Origin of the sequence: Rufibacter sediminis (assembly GCF_014269285.1) — a bacterium.
Taxonomy (GTDB): Bacteria; Bacteroidota; Bacteroidia; order Cytophagales; family Hymenobacteraceae; genus Nibribacter; species Nibribacter sediminis.
This window is the reverse complement of the sequence record NZ_JACOAF010000029.1, coordinates 47,651-65,497: the sequence shown is the minus strand read 5'-3', so window position 1 is coordinate 65,497 and position 17,847 is coordinate 47,651. Positions and strand designations below refer to the sequence as shown.

Genomic DNA, 17,847 nt, shown 5'->3' with positions numbered 1-17,847 from the left:
AGAATTACGCACAAATAGCCGCTGTGAAAACAGCGGCTATTTGTGCGTAATTAAGGGAGAGATTTAACTGTTAATACAGATATCTAAGCGCGGTGCGGTCATTGCTGTTGAACGGCCGGTTCTGACCATTCGCTACGCAAGCCAGCATCCAGGAAGTGGCATCGGCGGTAGTGGGCGTGCCCGGGATATGGATGGCGCCTACTGAGCTGGCTCCTTCGTTGGTGTACGCGCCGCCGCAGCTATAGCTTCTGTCCATGTAGTCGGTGTGCCGGAACCCGATGCAGTGGCCAATCTCGTGGGCTAAAATGGTAGCCAGGTAATTCGTGCCCGGCGCGGAGCCCAGATAGGTGGAGTTCACCAATACTTGGCTGTAAGGGTTTCCGCCGGACGGGAAGCCCGCCGAAGCCAGGTAAGAAGCCGTAGAAGGCGCCTTGGTCAACAGAATGTTGTAGCTGGAGCTTACCCGCTGGAATTTTATCAGGAGGTTTTCAGCGTTGTAGCGCCGAATGGCTTCATCCAAAGCCGTCACGTACGCGGTGGGAAGAGTGCTGGAGATGGCTACCCTGATGGTGCGACCGGTTCCTACGCTGACCAGGTTGGTGGTACGGTACTGCTCTGTTTCGCCTACCCGCAGGAACTTGGGATCACGCGGAGCCGCCAATTGCTCATCGGTCAGGAAGATGTCTCCCTCTACCAGATAGCCGCCGTCTACCAACTGAACATCAGTGGTCCCGAAGCCCATGTCATAAATCTGCTGCAGCTTTTCTTTGGAGACAGCCGCTTTCTCCACAACGTCTTCTTCGCTCACTGAACACGAGGTGCCGCCTAACACTAAAGCGAACGCGATGAGTCTGAGGGTGTAATTTTTTTTCATACTGCTTATTGGGGGTTAGTTAAATAATAAGCCTATTCTAGGAAGAAAAAATAATTACCGCAAGTGGTTGATCTGTAATTGTGTAAATAAATTTATTTAAAAACGTGTTTAATTGATCTTGTAAAAAGGTTTTGTGTTTAAGCAATTACTTGCATGATTAAATCAATTATTTTAGATATTCAGAGAGTGGAATTATTCATGTGTTAGAATATCTGAATTGATATTAGTTGTTCTAAATATTTGAGTTTTAAATAATATACTTAGGGAATATGTGTCCTTAATTGTGTATAAATAACAGTATTAATACGCAGTAAGATTGTATGTATGTACTGATAAGTTTTACTCAATTAGGGGAAATAGAAATCAATTATTGAATTAACTCATTAATCAAGGTCTGCGTTTTAGGGCAGTTATTGAGAACACTGCCCTAAAATGAGAAAGGCTGCCCAAGGCAGCCTTTCATCAAGAGAAATCCGGTCCCGAAGGAATAACGGGTGATATAGTCTTAGTTGGGAACGTACTGCAGGAAACTCAGATTCTCTTCCCGCAACGTCTCGTTGGCCATCTCCAGCAGATCGTTGGCCTGTACTTTCCTGATCTGCTCAAAGATATCGTTCAGGCTCTCAATGGTGTTCAGGTCCAGAATGCTTTTGCCCATCATCATCATAAAGCCCATGTTGCTTTCCTCGGCCATCGCCAGTTGGCCCATCAGCTGTTCCTTGGCGGTGTGCAGCTGCACCGAGCCCATGGGTTTCTCGCGCAGCAGTTTCAGTTCTTTCAGCACCAGACCCACGGTGCGCTTCAGCTGTTTCTTCTCCGTCCCGAAGTAAATCCCGAACAAGCCGGTGTCTACGTAGGTAGAGTAGTTGGCGTCAATGGTGTACACCAGGCCGTGTTTCTCGCGCACCGCCAAGTTCAGGCGGGAGTTCATGCCGGGGCCGCCCAGAATGTTCACCAGCATGAAGAACGTGAGCCGGCGCGGATCTGAGAGCGGATAGGCGGGGCAGCCAATGACGCAGTGCGCCTGCTGAATGGCTTTCTCCACCACCAGCGTTTGCGGCTGATACGTGCTGAAAAGGAGCCGTTCGCGGGGCTGGATCTTGCTTTGCAGGTGGCCCAGGTATTTTTCGGCCAGTTTCACCACGCGGTCAATGGGCCAGTTGCTCACCGAGCAGAACACCAGCTTGTCGGTGCTCAGGTTGCGGTCAATGAAGGCCTGGAAGTTCTCGCGGGTGAAACCGCTCACGCTCTCGCGGGTGCCCAGAATGTTGTAGCCCAGCGGGTGGTTCTGGAAGACCACGGCATCAAACTCGTCAATGATGGCGTCCTCGGGGGTGTCCAGGTACATGGCCATTTCCTCCAGAATCACGCCGCGCTCTTTCTCAATTTCCTTGGAAGGGAAGGTGGAGTTGAAGGTGATGTCGGTGAGCAGGTCAAACGCCTTTTCGAAGTGGTTTTCCAAAACCGAGGCGTAAAAGCTGATCTTTTCTTTGGTGGTATAGGCGTTCAGTTCGCCGCCCACGCTCTCCAGCCGGTTCAGGATATGGAACGATTTCCGTTTCTGGGTTCCCTTAAAGGCCATGTGCTCCCAGAAGTGGGCCAGACCCTGTTCGTGGGGCAGTTCATCGCGGGAGCCGATGTCCATCATAAAGCCGCAGTGCGCAATCTTGGTGTGGGGTACCTGCTTGTGCAGCACCCGTATGCCGTTGGATAAAGTATGGATATGGTAATCAGGTAATTTCGTCAATTTCTATGGTGCGTATACAAGTAAAACAGGTTTGCGCCGCTTCCGGTCCGGTTAAGGTAAGAGCAGCCTGCAAAGGTACGGAGTGTAGCGGTAAGAAGTATGAAATTAGCTTCTAAGAATTGAGCCTGCCCGGGCGGCAGGTTCTTCCCTTATCAGGCGTTTGCCTCTTCCTAGTAGACAACCAGATAACGGGGCTAAAGTTGCGGGAGCGGTATGAATAGAAAGGAAGTCAATTGCTGCCCGGCAGCTTCCGTATACTTTCCTATGATGAGACGAATACAACAGGTGGCGCGCAGGTACGCCAACCAGATGATCAACAGCATCGCGTTATACCCGGCCCTGATCGCGCTGGTTTTCTTGCTGATTTCCTATCTGGTCCTTCATCTCGATTTCTCCCCCTACGGCAAGCAGATCAAGAGCCACTGGGATTTCCTGACACTGAAAGATGCCAGCACCGCCAGAACCATTGCCGCTACCATTGCGGGCGGTATTCTGTCTCTCACGGTGTTCAGCTTCTCCATGGTCATGATTCTGCTGAACCAGGCGGCCTCCAACATGAGCAACCGGGTGCTGGGCAGCATGATCGGGAACCGGTTTCAGCAGGTGGTGCTGGGCTTCTATATTGGTACTATCGTGTACGCGCTGTTTCTGCTCAGTACCATCCGCGACATTGATTCTGGCATTTACGTGCCCGCGCTGAGTGTGTACCTGCTTATTCTGCTCACCATTGTAGACATCTTCCTGTTCATCTACTTCATCCATTACATCACGCAGTCGGTCAAGTTTGAGACCATCATAGACCACATTCACCAGAAAACCCGGCATAAACTGCAAGAACAGCGGGTGCCGGAAACAGAACCAGTGGAACCCATGCCGTCTTTTGAGGGCGCGCAGGAACTGAAAACGGAAGCGGCGGGCTATTTCCAGGGATTTAACCGGAAGCAGCTGCTCAAGCTTTGTGCCCAGCATAACTGGCAGATCCTATTTCTGTTTCCCTTGGGCTCTTACGTGCTGAAAGGAGTGCCTTACCTGAAGATCAACGCTCCCGAGGGCCTCACCGAGGATCACCAGAAGCAGATTGCCCCTTTAGTTGATTTTTACCGGGGCGAGTCCGTCGCCGATAACTCGGGGTATGGGTTCAAGCAATTGGTGGAAGTGGCCCTGAAAGCGCTCAGCCCCGGGGTGAACGACCCGGGTACGGCGGTCCTGAGCTTGCATGCTTTGTTTGATCTGCTTTCGTTCCGGTTACAGCACGCTCCTTTTCAGGTGCTGCGCGATGAACAGCAGAAGATCCGGATCATCCCGCAGACCGATTCGTTTCAGGAGGTTTTCCGGAAAGCCTTATACCCTATCTGGGACTACGGGCAAAACGATAGAATTCTCAGAAATGAGCTGATGGGGGCGCTGGAGCAACTGCTGCTCTACCCGGCCAGTCCAGAAGACAAAGCCATGATCTCTGCCCTGCGAAAAACAGTAGCTCAGAAAATGCTGGAGAAAGAATAGCGCAGCAAAAGCTGGTTAAATACTACAGAGAGAAGTTCAGGTAATCTGCCACACATACACATCAGATATGGAAAAGATATTTTTTGACAGTTGGGAAAGTGTTCTCCGCACGTTGGTGGTGGGCGTGCTGGCGTATGTGCTGCTGGTTATTCAATTGCGGCTGTCCGGGAAAAGGACACTCTCCAAGATGAACTCCTTTGACTTTGTGGTCACAGTGGCTTTCGGCTCAGTGCTGGCTACGCTGCTGCTCACCAAAGATGTGCCCCTGATGGACGGCGTGGTGGCGTTCGGAATTCTCATTGTCTTGCAGTTCCTGATCACATGGCTTTCGGTGAGGTTTCCCTGGGTCAGTGATCTGGTGAAGGCCAAGCCCGTTTTGTTAGTGCACCAGGGCGAATTGCTGGAGGACAGCATGAAAGCCGCCCGCATCACCAAGGAAGAAATCATGGCGGCTCTACGAAACCAGGGCATCGGTTCGCTTTCTGAGGTAGGAGCGGTGGTGCTGGAAACCGAGGGCAGCCTGAGCATCATCAAAAAGGTGGAAGATCTTCACAATCCTGTTTTTGAGAACGTACAGAAACCCGCTTCTTTAGTAGACTGCCTTTCGTCAGGTAAAAGTTACCCTACGTAGGGGAAAGATTCGTTTTGGTTGTCATTTTGAGAAAACAGGCCCAAAACGATGATCTGCACCAATACCCCCACCTTCTGCCTCAGTAGTGTTTCTCCTGAAGCGTATGACGAGGTAGTTGCCGTTTGGGAAGCCTCGGTACGGGCTACCCATCATTTTGTCACAGAAGCCGAGATCCTGTTCTATCGGCCGATGCTGCGACAGGAATACCTCTGGCTCGTGACCCTAACCTGCGCCCGTGACAGCCACGGGAAAATGCTGGGTTTTGCGGGTGTGGCAGCCGATAAGCTGGAAATGCTGTTTCTGCATCCTTCGGCGCGCGGCAAAGGCATCGGCAAACGACTCCTGCAACACGCCGTGCAGCAACTGAAGATCACCAAAGTGGACGTGAACGAAGAAAATGAGCAGGCCGTGGGCTTCTACTTACACGAAGGCTTCACCGTCATAAACCGTTCTGAGGTAGACAACTTGGGAATGCCGCACCCCATTCTGCACCTGGAACTGGTGAAGAAAACCTGACTGAAGCGTTTTTGCTCCTAGCTTCCTGGCTTAGTGCTAGCAGTTTTTCCCTAGTTTCAGCTTTCCGTTTGGAGCTCGTTTTCTGAAAACATGCCCTAAACGGGCCGGGTTCTTTTGCTGAATTGTATCCGCTACAGGAAAACCTTTAATGCTCGAGGACTTGTTCGTACACCCGGTGCAGTTGCGGAATGGTCACCTGGGGTCGGAAGATCTGGGCGTGCTCCAGGCCCGTTTTCACTATTTGCTTCTGCAGATCAGAATCGCCCAGGATTTCCTGGATGGCGTGCGCCAGGGCCTCGGCATCGGTGGGGGAGACGTAGCGGGTGGCGGGTCCGCCGGCCTCAGAGAAGCAGGAACCGGTAGAGGTGATCACGGGAGTACCGCTGTTCAAGGCCTCCACAATCGGGATTCCGAAGCCTTCAAAAATGGAGGGGTACACAAACAGACTCGCCAGCTGGTAAATCACCGGCAACTCCTGAAACGGGATGTAGGGCAGAAACAGCACTTTGTCCTCCAATCCTTGCTGGGAGATAAACTCCTGCATCTCTTTGTGGTACTCGGTTTTCCGGCCGATGAACACCAGCGGAACAGAGGCTCCGGCCGCGTGCCAGCCTTTCAGGAGGTGCACCTGGTTTTTGCGGCGCTCCAGCGTGCCCACGCACAAGATAAACTCAGCCGGTAAGGCATATTTCTGCCGGACGGCGTTTTGGACCTCTTTTTCCGGAATCAGCTGAAAAACGGGATCGCAGTCCTGGTACACCACCTGCACTTTCTCGCGGCCCACGCCAAAGAACTCCTCCAGATCCTGCGCGGTCTGCTCACTGATGGCCACAATCTGGTGGGCGGTGTCACAGGCGTCTTTGAATTTCTTGCGGTAGATGTAGCGGTCAATGGCGGGGTACAGCTCCGGGAAACGCAGGAAGATCAGGTCATGGATGGTGACCACCAGCTTGGTTTTCTGCCGGTCCAGCCCGTAGGGGAGCTCATTGCTGAGGCCGTGGTACACCTGCACCCCGTGCTTGGGAAGGGCTGCCCGTAACCCGAAGGTGCGCCACAATGACGAGAAACGCTTGCCCACCCCGCTGGGCTGCACAATCTGAGTCTGGGCCACCGGCGGAAAGAAGTTCTGGAAAAGATCGTTCTTGCGGGGGGTGAACAGCGAGTACTGCTCCTGGGGGAAGTGCACCATCATGCCCGAAATGACAAAGCGGCTGTAGTTTCCCAGCCCCGAGGTATTGGTGAAAGCGCGTTTCGCGTCGTATCCTATCTTCATATAACGTGTGCCAGGTAAGATGCTCCATGGAAGCTGCCGGTAGCCATCCAATCGCCGGCTGTTCTCTGCGGGAGAACCCAGCCAGCGGGCAAACTTCAGGGGAGGCTTCTTCTCTCTTGGTCGTGCCCGGCCCGAGAACCTTACAGCGGCGCTTCCCCAAAATGTCTCCTTTTACGAACCCAAAGGTACGCAGGTGCTTTTCTTGATGCCGGTTTTTTCTTCGAGTTGGAACAGACTATAAAAATTTCCGCAGTGCCTTGGCGAGAAATACCCGCTTGAAGATGGCTGCTCACCCCAACTATAAACCGCCTGCGTTTTAAGCCGATTTTCACGAGAAAGGCCCTGAAACGGATCTGCCCATGGGCGGGCGAAGTGCTGTTCTTAAGAGAAAGCCGGGATCCATCACCGCAGGATTCAGGAGACCTGGAAAAATAAACTAAACCTTTAGTTTGTAAACTAAGTAATTAGTTATATCTTCGGATACTCATCTTAACAACATCGCTATGAAAGAATTAACCAAGGCAGAGGAGCAGGTCATGCAGATACTCTGGAAACTGGGCCAGGGCTTCGTCAAAGACGTGCTGGACCAGTTACCCGAGCCCAAACCCGCCTACAACACCGTCTCCACCATTGTGCGCATTCTAGAGAAGAAAGGCTTTGTGGGCTACAAGGCCTACGGAAAAACCCATGAGTACTACCCGCTCATCGCCCGCGATGATTACCGCCATTTCTACCTGAAGAACTTCGTGAGCGGCTACTTTGGGGGTTCGTTCAAACGGCTCGTCTCTTTCTTCGCCAAGGAGGAGAACATGGACCTGCAGGAACTGGAGGAAATGCTGAAGCACGTGAAAGAGGACCTAGACAAGAAAGAAGATGAATGAGCCGCTGCTGCAATACCTGCTGGAATCAGGCACGGGCCTGGTGTTGTTCTACCTCTTCTATGCGCTGGTGCTGAAACGGGAAACCTGTTTCCAGTTTAACCGCTTCTACCTGCTGGCCGCACTGGGGTTGTCCTTTCTGGTGCCGCTCTCCAATTTGCCCGGCATCGCGCTGTGGCCGCAGGAACCCGTGGTAGTCATGGAAGCCTCTCTGGAGGAAATGCCGCTGCTGGTGAGCGAGGTGGCAGCAGCCCCGGCCCCAACGTTCTCCTACTGGTTCCTGCTCTACGGGGCGTACGGCCTTGGTGCCTTGTTTTTCGCGGTTCGGGCGGTGGTGCAGGTGCGGCAGTTGCGGCGCTTCGCGAAAGCGGAAGGAACGTCTTTCTACTTGCCCAACCAGGCCCCGGTGATTCTTACCCACGGGCAGTTCCCCACCTTTTCTTTCTGGCGATGGGTCTTCTTTGACAACAGCCAGACGCTTACCCCCGAGGAGACCGACCGCATTCTGCAGCATGAGCAGGTGCACATAGACCAGCGGCACACCCTGGACATTCTGCTGGTCTCGGTGGTTGGGGTGCTCTTCTGGTTCAATCCCTTGCTGCTGCTGTACAAGAAAGCGGTGGAGCAGACCCATGAGTTCATCGCCGATGCCCAGGTAGCCCGCCGCACCGGTCCGTCGGCGTACTCCTCATTGCTGGTAAAACAGGTTTTCCGCACCGCCGATTTCCCCCTGGGCAGTTACTTCTTCCTTCATAAATCCCTCACCCTAACCAGAATCAAGATGATGAAAAAGCTACACCAATCCCCCAAACTCAGCCGCATGCTGATGGCCCTGCCAGTGGCCGGACTGCTGCTGGTAGCCGTGGCGGCCATGCGCCCCGTTTTGCCAAAGCCAGAGAACGCCGCTGGTACAGTGACTCGTCAGAACCGAGGTGCCCAGTTCCCCGGCGGCCGGGAGGCCCTGAATGCCTACGTGAAAACCCATTTCGTGCTGCCCGAGGTGGCGTTCCAAAAGCGGAAAAGCCAGAATGATTTCGTGCAGGTGAAAGCCTCGGTTGAAGTGGAGGTGCTGCAAGATGGCAGCGCCGCGTATCTCAGAATAGTGGCCTTGGAAGTGCAACCCAAAGATGACGCGGTGGTGAAGGCCGTAGAGCAGCAGTTTGCCCGGCTGGTCAGCCAAATGCCCAAGTGGACGCCCGCCCAGAAAGACGGAAAGGCCGTTTCCTCCAAAGAAATCATCTCCGTTTCCAGCGTCAGCGGAAATTTCCTCACCTATAACGCCTATCTGGAGGGACGGCAGCAGAAAACGTCAGTCTCCTCAAAAGCAGCGGTCACCAAACCTGCTGAATATCCGGGCGGCAAAGAGGCTTTGTACCAGCACCTGAACAGCAAGTTTGTTATGCCGAAGGTCGTGTTAGACGCCCGAGACAAAGCAGACAGTACAATCAAATTCATGCGGTACATAAAAGCAGATCTCACCATTGGGGCAGATGGAAGCGTTGAAGACGTGAGCGTGGTGGAAATAGTAACCCGACCCTTCCAAACCCCTGACGTGAGAAACGCGGTAGAGAAGGAGTTCTTGCGGTTAATGCAGCAACAGCCCAAATGGACCCCAGCCTATAAGGACGGCAAAGCGGTTGCTTCCAAAGAGAATATAGCTTTTGCCGCCATCACCAAACTGGATGGAAAAGAGACCTTTGAACAGGCCAAAAAGGAGAAGCAAGCCACGGATGAGAAAAAACTAGTCTACATAGCCGTAGAACAGATGCCTGAATTCCCAGGCGGCTCAGCGGCTATGTTTAAATTCCTCGGCGATCATTTCGAATTACCGGCCGATGCCAAACAAGCCAACATAGAAGGAACCATGGTGGCCTCGTTCGTCGTGAACACCCAGGGAAAAGTGACCGATATCCAGCTGTTAAAGAAGCTGCACCCCAGTGTAGACCAAGCCTTGGTGCAGACGTTGGAGAAGATGCCCACCTGGAAACCAGGCACCCAGAACGGGAAACTGGTAAACGTGAAATACACCGTTCCTTACCGGATTGTCAGCAAAGATAAAACCGCTCCAGTGCCCACACCATCAGCTCAGGGAGAAGAGAAAGTCTACATCGCCGTAGAACAGATGCCCGAGTTTCCGGGCGGAATGGCGGGCATGATGAAGTATCTAGGAGAAAATTTCGTAATTCCGGCGGATGAGAAAACCAAAGGTACGGAGGGGACCATCGTCGCCACTTTCGTGGTGAACAAAGAGGGTAAAGTCACGCAAGTGCAAGTGATCAAGGGCGTATCCTCCAGCCTAGACCAGGAGGCAATTCGGGTGCTCAACAACATGCCTGCCTGGAAACCCGGCATGCAAAATGGCAAGCAAGTGGCCGTTAGGTACACGGTCCCTTACAGGATAGTCGCCAAAAAGGACGCTGATAAATCAACGGTCGTGCCTGCCCAGAAGAATTAGGGAGAGGATGCGCGCTTAGAGAAAAGAGGTAAGCTCATCAGCGCATTTCAAATCAAAATAAAGAGTTGGATTGAAAGAGATTGCCCAAAACAGTTTTAAGGCTGTTTCTGCCAAACTACCCTCAAAATGGTTAGTGCTTCTTTTGGCAGACAGAACATAGAATAATCCACCAGGAGCCCGGAACCCGTTTCCGGGCTCTTTTCTTGAAAACAGGCGGTAAACGGAATTTTGTAGTGTTTAGCTGATTGTCTGATAGGTAATTCCTTTGTTTGCCTTCGTTTAGGTACTTTCGTATAAAGGAAAATCGTTACAAAAAGGACGTCCGGAAAGAGAAAAAAGCTGCTCTCTACAGGCAGTGCGGGATTACGACATTTTGGAAAAAAACAGCACACAACTTGACCGTTATGAAAACATTGAAATCGCTGATTCTTCTTCTGGCGGTAGCTCTTGGCCCGAAGGTACAGGCGCAAACCGCCGCTTATGACCTGACAAATTTCCTGACCCGCTTCAAAATCTTCGAGGCGCAACATCGCCCCAAGGTGCAGGACACCATGCCCGTCTATCAGCCGAAAGCCCGAGAATCGGTGGCCCTCCCCAATGCCATGGGCAAACACCAGGGCTTCATGGTGGACCCTGTTACCAAATTGCACCACTATCCGCAGCTGGGCAAAGTGTTTGACCCGCAGACCGGCTACAGCATCTCCTTTGACCCCAAGGCAGAATACCGCGTGGATGTAAAAGCCGGCAAAGTCTACAAAGGCGAAACCGAAGTGAAGCCGGAGAAAGGGCAAGTTCCGGGCGGGAAAGCTTGATCTTGAAACAGTAAAAGAGCGACCTGCTTCCCGTCAAACCTCGTCCGTTTTGAGGCTGTTTTCAGAAAACAAGCGCTTTTTTAGAGCCAGACCAGTTCCATGACCTGCGGGCCCACCTGCAGCGTGGTGTGGGTCTCGCCGGGTAAACGTTTCACCACAATCTTTTTGACGTTGCTGGAGAGTTTTTGCTGGGAAATCACCCGCGTGGCAGAAGCTTTCCGGAACAGAACAATGCCGCCGTTTTCAGAAATGGCCGACCCCCGCGCGGGGGTATACACAAACCGATGGCCGGAGACCTGAACGGGAGCCGCCTCGGCAGGAGAATCAGTTAACCCTTGGGCCAGGGCCAGCGCTTTGCCCGCATCGGGCACGCCGTACCCCACAAAATTATTCCCGAACGGATACAGGTGGCTGCTCCGCTGCAGAATACGGGTAAGCTGAGCGGGGGTGAGGGCCGGGTTTGCTTCCAGCAGGCAGGCTGCCAGCCCGGCAATAACGGGCGCGGAAAAAGAAGTTCCCGAAGAAGCAAAACAGACCACATCGGGTTTCAGGTACGGCAGGAAGGTGGGGCCAATACTGCTGTAGCCCTGTTTGGTCCAGGTGGAGTAGTCGGTGGCGCCCACGGTAAGCACGCCAGCGGCATCGGCGGGGGTGTTTACTACCCGCCACTTTTTGTTTCCGCCGTCGTTTCCAGCCGCAATGACTATAAACATGCCTTTTTCCTCTACGGCCACCTGTACGGCCCGCGCCAGATAGCTGCTGCCGTCCATCTGCTCAGGGCGGTAGTTTTCCGCGGGATTGTCAAAACCGGTCCCATAACCCAAAGAAGAGTTCACCAGCCGCACGCCCAGGCTATCCATCCACTCCAGTGCCCGCACAAAATACGCTTCCTCCACGCGGGTTTCCCGTTTCCCGTGATCGGTGCGGGCCAAGTAATAATCGGCTGACGGCGCGAAACCGCTCAGCACGCGGTCCTTGGGGTCTGCGCCGCCCAGGCAGAGCAGCACATCGGTTCCGTGCGAGTCTAGGAAACTCTCGCGCTGGTCAAACGTCTGGCTGTGGGCCGGGTTCACAAAATCACGGAAAGCCCGCATGCGGCCTTCCTGGAAGATGGGGTGCAGGCCGGCTTTTTTGGGGGCCTCGTAGAAACCCGCGTCAATCACGCCCACCTTCACGCCGCGCCCGGTGAGGCCCGCCGCCAGAATGGCTTCGGGCTTGAGTTGGGTCAGCGCTTTGCCCACGTACTGCGGCTGGAAAGGACTGGCGGTTTGGCTGGGCACGAAGAAGCCGGTGATAGGTCGAAGCTCTTTCACGTACGAGTTTTGCTGCAGCGCCTTCGCCTGTGCCGGGCTGGCCAAAACCGCCGCCGCGTTCAGCCATTTGGAAACCGAGGTCACGGTAACTCCCTGGCTTGAAAGACTATCCAGGTACGCCTGATGCACCGGCACGTCAGAGAATTGGGCGAGCGGAAGGTGCCGGAGACGGCGTTGTTGCAGCGCCGCCTCGCTCACCAAAGCAGTGGTTTCGGGCGCGGGTTTGTCTTTGAAGAGCACCCAATACCGCTGCGGCACCGGAGCCTCCTGGGCAAAGGAACTTCCTATTAAGAAGACACAGAAAAAAAACACTATAGTACAAACCCGCACGTTCCAGAGATTAATTGGAGGCTATTCGCCTGCATTTTACCGTTTATTGTCATACATTTAAGCTTCAAACAAAGCGTTACGGGGCTCCTTTCAGAAAAGCAGGCCTAAAACCTAACCGCCTGTAGCGCACCAACCTACTACAAAACGTACCGCTATGAAATACGAGTCTATCGGGAAAGACCTTTATGTCCACAACCGCCAGAAGTTCACGCCTTACCTGAAGCCCAACTCACTGGCCATCTTCCATTCCAATGATGTCATGCCCACCAACGCCGACGGCACCATGCCGTTCCGGCAGAACAACGACCTGTTGTGGCTGAGTGGTATAGATCAGGAGGAAAGCGTGCTCATCCTTTTCCCCGATGCCCGCGAGGAGCGCCTCAAAGAGATTCTGTTCGTGCGGGAGACCAATGACCATATTCTCACCTGGGAAGGCTACAAGCTTACGAAAGAACAGGCCCGTGAGGTTTCCGGCATTGAGACTATCTTCTGGACCCACGAGTTTGACTCCATCCTGAATTCGCTCATGCCGTACGCCGAGAACGTGTACCTCAACTCCAATGAGCACCTGCGCGCCGTGGTGGAGGTGGAAACCCGCGATGCCCGCTTCATCAAAAAAATTAAAGAAAAATACCCGCTGCACAACTATTGCCGCAGCACCCAGCACCTGCACTACCTGCGCTCCATCAAGCACCCGCGCGAGATCGAGCTCATGCGCACCGCCTGCAACATCACCGAGAAAGCCTTCCGCCGCATTCTCAAGTTTGTGAAGCCGGGTGTGATGGAGTACGAGATTGAGGCCGAGATCAGCCATGAGTTCCTGCGCAACCGCTCCCGCGGACCGGCGTACGGTTCCATCATCGCCTCGGGCGCCAATGCCTGCATTCTGCACTACGTTGACAACTTCCGGGAGTGCCAAGACGGCGACGTGCTGCTCATGGACTTCGGGGCGGAGTACGCGAACTACGCCGCCGATCTTTCCCGCTCCATTCCGGTGAACGGCAAATTCACCTCGCGCCAGGCCGATGTCTACAACGCCGTGCTGCACGTGATGAATACCGCCAAGCAGATGCTGGTGCCCGGCAACACCCTGGACCAGTACCATAAGTTTGTGGGCAAGGTGATGGAGAACGAGCTCATCAAGTTGGACCTGCTCACCGAAGCCGACGTGAACAACCAGAACCCCGCCCAGCCGCTTTACAAGAAATACTTCCCGCACGGCACCTCGCACTTCCTGGGCCTTGACGTGCACGACGTGGGCGACAAATACCGTCCGTTTGAGGAAGGCATGGTCTTCACCTGCGAACCCGGTATCTACATCCGGGAGGAAGGGCTGGGCATTAGGCTGGAGAACGATTTCCTCATCACCCACAACGGCCCGGTTGACCTGATGGAGAATATCCCGCTGGCCCTGGAAGACATTGAACGCGAGATGCGCGGGTAATAAAAGAGTTGACAGCAATACTGTTTCAGGGCCGTTTTCTCTAAAACAGCCCTGAAACAGTAATGCATTTAAGCAGGCCTATCCAAGCCAAACATAGATTATCAGAGTGAACGTGAGTAAAGGAATACGAGTAGCGAGCACAACGCGCACCCTTGCCTGGGCCTGGTTTCTGGGCGTTGTGCTGATGGCGTGCCCGGCCGCCGGACAGCAGAAGGAAGCGCCGCTTCCCCCAGAATCAGAAGAACCTGGTACGCGTAGGCTGAGCCTGGACGAGGTGATCAAGATGGCCCGGGAGCAGTCGCCCAGCTATCAGCAGGCTGTGACTCAGCTGGAAAACCGCACCTGGCAGTTCCAGACGTATAAGAGCAATTACCTGCCGCAATTGGCTTTGTACGCCACGCTGCCGTCCTATACCAAAGACTTTGAGCGCGTCACAGACCCCAACACCGGTGACATCCGGTTCGTAGGCGTGCAGTCGGCGGTTTCCTCGGGGCACCTGGAACTGAAGCAGAACATCGGCCTCACGGGCGGGGTTATTTCCATTGACTCCAAACTGCAGCGTATTGACAACAATGGCGGGCACTCGTATGCGTCTAACCCAGTGGTGGTGACGCTGCGGCAACCGGTGTTCAACCACAACGGCCTGAAATGGGACCGTAAAACGGAACCGCTGCGCTACGAAGAAGCCAAACGCAACTTCTGGGAGGAGATGGAGCGCATCGCCATCCGGGCCACTGATCTGTATTTCTCCCAGCTGCAAAGCCAGATCGGCTATGACATCGCCCAGAAAAACGTCGCCAATAATGATACGCTGTTCAAGATTGCCCAGAACCGGTTCTACGAGGCCAAGATCAGCGTGAACGAACTGCTGCAGCTGGAACTGAGTCTGCTCACCTCGCGGCAAAGCCTGGAACAGGCCAAACTGGACATCGAAACCAGCACGCTGCGCCTGAAAACCTACCTGGGTTTTACTGAGAATTACCCCATCCGGTTGCTGGCCCCCGACCAGATTCCGCAGTTTCAGGTAGACGAGGAACAGGCCCTGAAACAAGCCCGCGAAAACCGGTCCCGGATGATCGGGATCATTCGGGAGCAGATGGACGCCGAACGCAACCTGGACTGGGCCGAAGCCAGCGCCGGCGTAAACGCCGATCTCTTCCTGCAGTACGGTCTCACCCAGCGGGCCGATAATTTCGGGCCGGTGTACGAAGACCCGGTTTCGCAGCAACGGATCAACGTAGGCTTCAGCGTGCCGCTCATGGACTGGGGCCGCAATAAATCAAAAATCGGGACGGCCAAGGCCAACCTGAAACTGGTGAAAGCCAATCTGGAGCAGCAGCGCGTGAGCTTTGAGCAAGACGTCTTTCTGCAGGTAAAACGATTCAAGATGCTGCGCGAGCAGATGAAGATTGCCCAGCAAGCCAACGGCCTGGCCGAGCGCCGCTTCCTGGGCGCCAAAGACCGCTACCTGAGCGGCAAAATTGGCTTACTGGACCTGAACCAGGCCGCCACCGAGCGCGACTCAGCGCGCCGCAGCTACGTGAGCTCCCTGCGCAACTTCTGGGACGCTTACTACAACCTAAGGCTGCAGACGCTCTATGATTTTGAGACCAACCAGCCGTTGACCATGCCATTGCCGTTTTAAAAACTCAATCAGATAGGCAAAAGCGTTTTGGGCTGCTTTTTAGAAAAATGCCCTTAAAACAGCAGAGCCCGCTATTCTTACATAGCGGGCTCTGCTGTTTTAAGGTAGAATTGTTATTTGTTTGAGTAATACGCGGTCAGCCATTCTTTGGCTTTGTCCAGATTATCAAAAGATTTGGCTTCAAATGCTTTTACTTCGGAAAGGAACGTGGCGGCCGATGACTCCCCAAAGCTTTCTGGGTTGGCCAGCATGGCAATCCGCTTGAGTCCGGCCTTGGCGGCGCTGGGCGCCCAATCGTTCAACACCCAATCCATGGAATGGTCCCAGGAACCTATAATGAGGCGGGTATCATTCAAGACGCAATGAAACCCCGCCTCTGCCAAGGTCTGGGTGTACGCCTGAACTCCCGTTCTCACATTCTCTTCTGTTAAATACCCCATCCAGTTGACATAGATCAGCTTGTGAGGGCGGTCTGCTGTGATGGTGAGGTAGACTCTTCCAAAAGGGTTAACAAGTTCTTTGGTGATCATACGGTACAGCTTGTTTCACTTTCAAACGGTAAATGTACCTATTTTGATGTTGCTATTTTAAAGTCAGGGACGAAATCAAGCTTTCTGCAGGGAAGAAGGGACGTTTAAGTCCTGTTTTCTGGATTCTGGGCGTAAAACAGCACAAATCAAAAAAGTCATCCGGCACGTGTGGCTGCCAGGTGACTTTTTGGGTTTTAGGCTTATTTCTGGAAAATAGCCCCAAAACGGACGAGGGTTCTTATCCTTTGCTGGCCAGCAGGTACAACACCGCCATTCTAATGGCCACGCCGTTCTCTACCTGGTCCAGAATGATGGAGTGGTGCGAGTCAGCGGCATCTGAGGTGAGTTCCACGCCCCGGTTAATGGGACCGGGGTGCATTAACACGATTTCCTTGTCCAGCTCGTCCAGCATCTTCTTGTTGATCCCGAAGTAAAGCGCATACTCGCGCAATGACGGGAACAGCTTGCCCGTCTGGCGCTCCAGCTGGATGCGCAGCACGTTGGCCACATCGCACCATTGCAGGGCTTCGCGCACGTTCCAGAAAACCTTCACGCCCAGATCAGCGATGTATTTGGGCAACAGCGTGGGCGGCCCGCAGACGGCTACCTCGGCCCCTTGCATCTGCAAGGCAAAGATGTTGGAAAGCGCTACGCGGGAGTGCGTGATGTCGCCAATAATGGCAATCTTCTTGCCGGCTACCTCGCCCAGTTTCTGCCGGATGGAGAAAGAGTCCAGCAGGGCTTGGGTGGGGTGTTCATGCGTGCCGTCGCCGGCGTTCACAATGTTGGCCTGGATCTTACGCGAGAGAAAGTGCGGGGCTCCGGGGCTGCTGTGGCGCATCACAATCATGTCTACTTTCATAGACAGAATGTTGTTGACGGTGTCCAGCAGGGTTTCGCCCTTCTTCACGGAACTGCCCGAGGCCGAGAAGTTGATCACATCCGCCGACAGGCGTTTCTCGGCTAACTCAAAGGAAAGCTTGGTGCGGGTGGAGTTCTCAAAAAAAACGTTGGCAATGGTGACATCGCGCAACGAGGGTACTTTCTTGATAGGCCGGTTCAGAACCTCCTTAAATTGGTCAGCGGTTTCAAAGATCAACTGGATGTCCTGCGGGGTAATCTCTTTGATGCCCAACAGGTGCCGGACGCTAAGCTGTTGCATGGGGTTCTTCTTGGTCTGGAGTAGGAGTGAGGAGCCAGATGACATCCTCAGCAGAATCAGGGCCTTGCCAGGTCACTTCTACCCGCTGCGAGTGCAGGGAGTCAACGCGCTGGCCGGTATAGGTGGCTTCAATGGGTAAATCGCGGGTGTACTGGCGGTCAATGAGCACCAGCAACTCTACCTGGGCCGGACGGCCGTAGGAGATCATGGCGTCAAGGGCAGCCCGCACTGAGCGGCCGGTGTACAGCACATCATCCACCAGAATCACGCGCTTGCCTTCTAGGGAAAAATCCACGCGGGTAGCGTTGGGGGCCAGCGGCGTGGCGCGGCGGCGGAAGTCATCGCGGTGAAACGTGATGTCCAGGTAACCGGTCTGTACCGAGATACCCAGAATCTCCTGGAGGGTCTGCTGCAGCCGGTCTGCCACAAAAATGCCACGGGGCTGCAGACCCAGAATAACGGAATCAGAAAAATCGCGGTGCGTCTCTATGAGCTGGTGCGCCAGGCGCCGGATCATAATCTGAAACAGTGCGTGCGGAACAATGAGGCGTTTGTGCATGGCCGGGTTTTGGGCAAATATAAAGACTTACCGGCAGCCTAGGGCAAAAGGGACTTATTTTTCTTAAACACCATGGAAACCTAAACGCCCAACTGCGGAGGGGCAGCGGGTGAACGGTACATCTTCAGAAGCTTGGGCTTGAAGTAGCAGCTTCTGAGTACCACCACTTTCCGGG

At 53.9% G+C, this 17,847-nt stretch carries 15 protein-coding genes; 8 read left to right on the top strand and 7 right to left on the bottom strand.

Features of this window, described 5'->3' with window-relative positions; genetic code table 11:
- Positions 1 to 70: 70 nt before the first annotated feature.
- Both H7U12_RS11880 and H7U12_RS11875 read right to left on the bottom strand, forming a co-directional pair.
- Entirely contained in the window at positions 71 to 874 is an 804-nt protein-coding gene (locus H7U12_RS11880; RefSeq protein WP_186638020.1) for a M57 family metalloprotease, read from the bottom strand.
- A 505-nt stretch (positions 875 to 1,379) separates the two neighbouring features.
- Positions 1,380 to 2,621: a M16 family metallopeptidase gene (locus H7U12_RS11875; RefSeq protein WP_186638017.1), complete on the bottom strand. Its 1,242-nt coding sequence runs from the start codon at positions 2,619 to 2,621 to the stop codon at positions 1,380 to 1,382.
- A gap of 264 nt (positions 2,622 to 2,885) precedes the next feature.
- Between H7U12_RS11875 and H7U12_RS11870 the strand changes: the two genes are divergently transcribed.
- The 3 genes from H7U12_RS11870 (at position 2,886) to H7U12_RS11860 (ending at position 5,271) form a co-directional block, all read left to right on the top strand.
- A complete protein-coding gene (locus tag H7U12_RS11870; RefSeq protein WP_186638014.1) occupies positions 2,886 to 4,124 on the top strand; it encodes a DUF2254 domain-containing protein in 1,239 nt (412 codons plus the stop codon).
- 67 nt (positions 4,125 to 4,191) lie between these two features.
- Positions 4,192 to 4,755, top strand: coding sequence for a DUF421 domain-containing protein (locus tag H7U12_RS11865; RefSeq protein WP_186638011.1), 564 nt, complete (start codon positions 4,192 to 4,194; stop codon positions 4,753 to 4,755).
- A 48-nt stretch (positions 4,756 to 4,803) separates the two neighbouring features.
- Positions 4,804 to 5,271 carry a GNAT family N-acetyltransferase gene (locus tag H7U12_RS11860; protein WP_186638009.1) on the top strand — a complete coding sequence of 156 codons (468 nt, stop codon included), beginning with the start codon at positions 4,804 to 4,806 and terminating at the stop codon, positions 5,269 to 5,271.
- A gap of 145 nt (positions 5,272 to 5,416) precedes the next feature.
- On the opposite strand, the gene H7U12_RS11855 is transcribed toward H7U12_RS11860, so the two are convergent.
- Positions 5,417 to 6,544: a glycosyltransferase family 4 protein gene (locus H7U12_RS11855; protein WP_186638005.1), complete on the bottom strand. Its 1,128-nt coding sequence runs from the start codon at positions 6,542 to 6,544 to the stop codon at positions 5,417 to 5,419.
- Positions 6,545 to 7,047: 503 nt separating this feature from the next.
- On the opposite strand from H7U12_RS11855, the gene H7U12_RS11850 reads away from it, so the two are divergent.
- From H7U12_RS11850 to H7U12_RS11840, 3 genes are all read left to right on the top strand, one after another.
- On the top strand, positions 7,048 to 7,425 hold the full coding sequence (locus tag H7U12_RS11850; protein ID WP_186638002.1) for a BlaI/MecI/CopY family transcriptional regulator: 378 nt from the start codon (positions 7,048 to 7,050) through the stop codon (positions 7,423 to 7,425).
- On the top strand, positions 7,418 to 9,877 hold the full coding sequence (locus tag H7U12_RS11845) for a M56 family metallopeptidase (protein WP_186637999.1): 2,460 nt from the start codon (positions 7,418 to 7,420) through the stop codon (positions 9,875 to 9,877). The genes H7U12_RS11850 and H7U12_RS11845 overlap by 8 nt, the downstream gene beginning before the upstream one ends.
- A gap of 404 nt (positions 9,878 to 10,281) precedes the next feature.
- The gene (locus tag H7U12_RS11840; protein WP_186637996.1) at positions 10,282 to 10,689 is read left to right on the top strand and encodes a hypothetical protein; all 408 of its coding nucleotides are present in this window, start codon (positions 10,282 to 10,284) and stop codon (positions 10,687 to 10,689) included.
- An 80-nt stretch (positions 10,690 to 10,769) separates the two neighbouring features.
- On the opposite strand, the gene H7U12_RS11835 is transcribed toward H7U12_RS11840, so the two are convergent.
- Positions 10,770 to 12,314, bottom strand: a complete 1,545-nt coding sequence (locus tag H7U12_RS11835) for a S8 family serine peptidase (RefSeq protein WP_186637994.1) — start codon at positions 12,312 to 12,314, stop codon at positions 10,770 to 10,772.
- Positions 12,315 to 12,486: 172 nt separating this feature from the next.
- Here H7U12_RS11835 and H7U12_RS11830 point away from each other — a divergent pair, with 172 nt between their 5' ends.
- Both H7U12_RS11830 and H7U12_RS11825 read left to right on the top strand, forming a co-directional pair.
- Positions 12,487 to 13,776, top strand: a complete 1,290-nt coding sequence (locus H7U12_RS11830) for an aminopeptidase P family protein (RefSeq protein WP_186637991.1) — start codon at positions 12,487 to 12,489, stop codon at positions 13,774 to 13,776.
- A 112-nt stretch (positions 13,777 to 13,888) separates the two neighbouring features.
- Positions 13,889 to 15,421, top strand: a complete 1,533-nt coding sequence (locus tag H7U12_RS11825) for a TolC family protein (RefSeq protein ID WP_186637988.1) — start codon at positions 13,889 to 13,891, stop codon at positions 15,419 to 15,421.
- Positions 15,422 to 15,534: 113 nt separating this feature from the next.
- Here H7U12_RS11825 and H7U12_RS11820 read toward each other — a convergent pair whose 3' ends face one another.
- The 3 genes from H7U12_RS11820 to pyrR all read right to left on the bottom strand — a co-directional run bounded on the left by H7U12_RS11820 (position 15,535) and on the right by pyrR (position 17,672).
- A complete protein-coding gene (locus H7U12_RS11820) occupies positions 15,535 to 15,951 on the bottom strand; it encodes an STAS/SEC14 domain-containing protein (protein ID WP_194362536.1) in 417 nt (138 codons plus the stop codon).
- A gap of 238 nt (positions 15,952 to 16,189) precedes the next feature.
- Positions 16,190 to 17,113: an aspartate carbamoyltransferase catalytic subunit gene (locus H7U12_RS11815; protein ID WP_186637985.1), complete on the bottom strand. Its 924-nt coding sequence runs from the start codon at positions 17,111 to 17,113 to the stop codon at positions 16,190 to 16,192.
- Positions 17,100 to 17,672 (bottom strand): bifunctional pyr operon transcriptional regulator/uracil phosphoribosyltransferase PyrR, encoded by a 573-nt coding sequence (pyrR, locus tag H7U12_RS11810; RefSeq protein ID WP_186637982.1) that lies wholly within the window; start codon positions 17,670 to 17,672, stop codon positions 17,100 to 17,102. Before pyrR ends, H7U12_RS11815 begins: the two co-directional genes overlap by 14 nt.
- Positions 17,673 to 17,847 lie beyond the last annotated feature (175 nt).

Coding starts and splice junctions, on each gene's coding strand:
- H7U12_RS11880 (WP_186638020.1), bottom strand. CDS start 874: ATGAAAAAAAATTACACCCTCAGACTCATCGCGTTCGCTTTAGTGTTA.
- H7U12_RS11870 (WP_186638014.1), top strand. CDS start 2,886: ATGATGAGACGAATACAACAGGTGGCGCGCAGGTACGCCAACCAGATG.
- H7U12_RS11865 (WP_186638011.1), top strand. CDS start 4,192: ATGGAAAAGATATTTTTTGACAGTTGGGAAAGTGTTCTCCGCACGTTG.
- H7U12_RS11860 (WP_186638009.1), top strand. CDS start 4,804: ATGATCTGCACCAATACCCCCACCTTCTGCCTCAGTAGTGTTTCTCCT.
- H7U12_RS11855 (WP_186638005.1), bottom strand. CDS start 6,544: ATGAAGATAGGATACGACGCGAAACGCGCTTTCACCAATACCTCGGGG.
- H7U12_RS11850 (WP_186638002.1), top strand. CDS start 7,048: ATGAAAGAATTAACCAAGGCAGAGGAGCAGGTCATGCAGATACTCTGG.
- H7U12_RS11845 (WP_186637999.1), top strand. CDS start 7,418: ATGAATGAGCCGCTGCTGCAATACCTGCTGGAATCAGGCACGGGCCTG.
- H7U12_RS11840 (WP_186637996.1), top strand. CDS start 10,282: ATGAAAACATTGAAATCGCTGATTCTTCTTCTGGCGGTAGCTCTTGGC.
- H7U12_RS11830 (WP_186637991.1), top strand. CDS start 12,487: ATGAAATACGAGTCTATCGGGAAAGACCTTTATGTCCACAACCGCCAG.
- H7U12_RS11820 (WP_194362536.1), bottom strand. CDS start 15,951: ATGATCACCAAAGAACTTGTTAACCCTTTTGGAAGAGTCTACCTCACC.
- H7U12_RS11815 (WP_186637985.1), bottom strand. CDS start 17,113: ATGCAACAGCTTAGCGTCCGGCACCTGTTGGGCATCAAAGAGATTACC.
- pyrR (WP_186637982.1), bottom strand. CDS start 17,672: ATGCACAAACGCCTCATTGTTCCGCACGCACTGTTTCAGATTATGATC.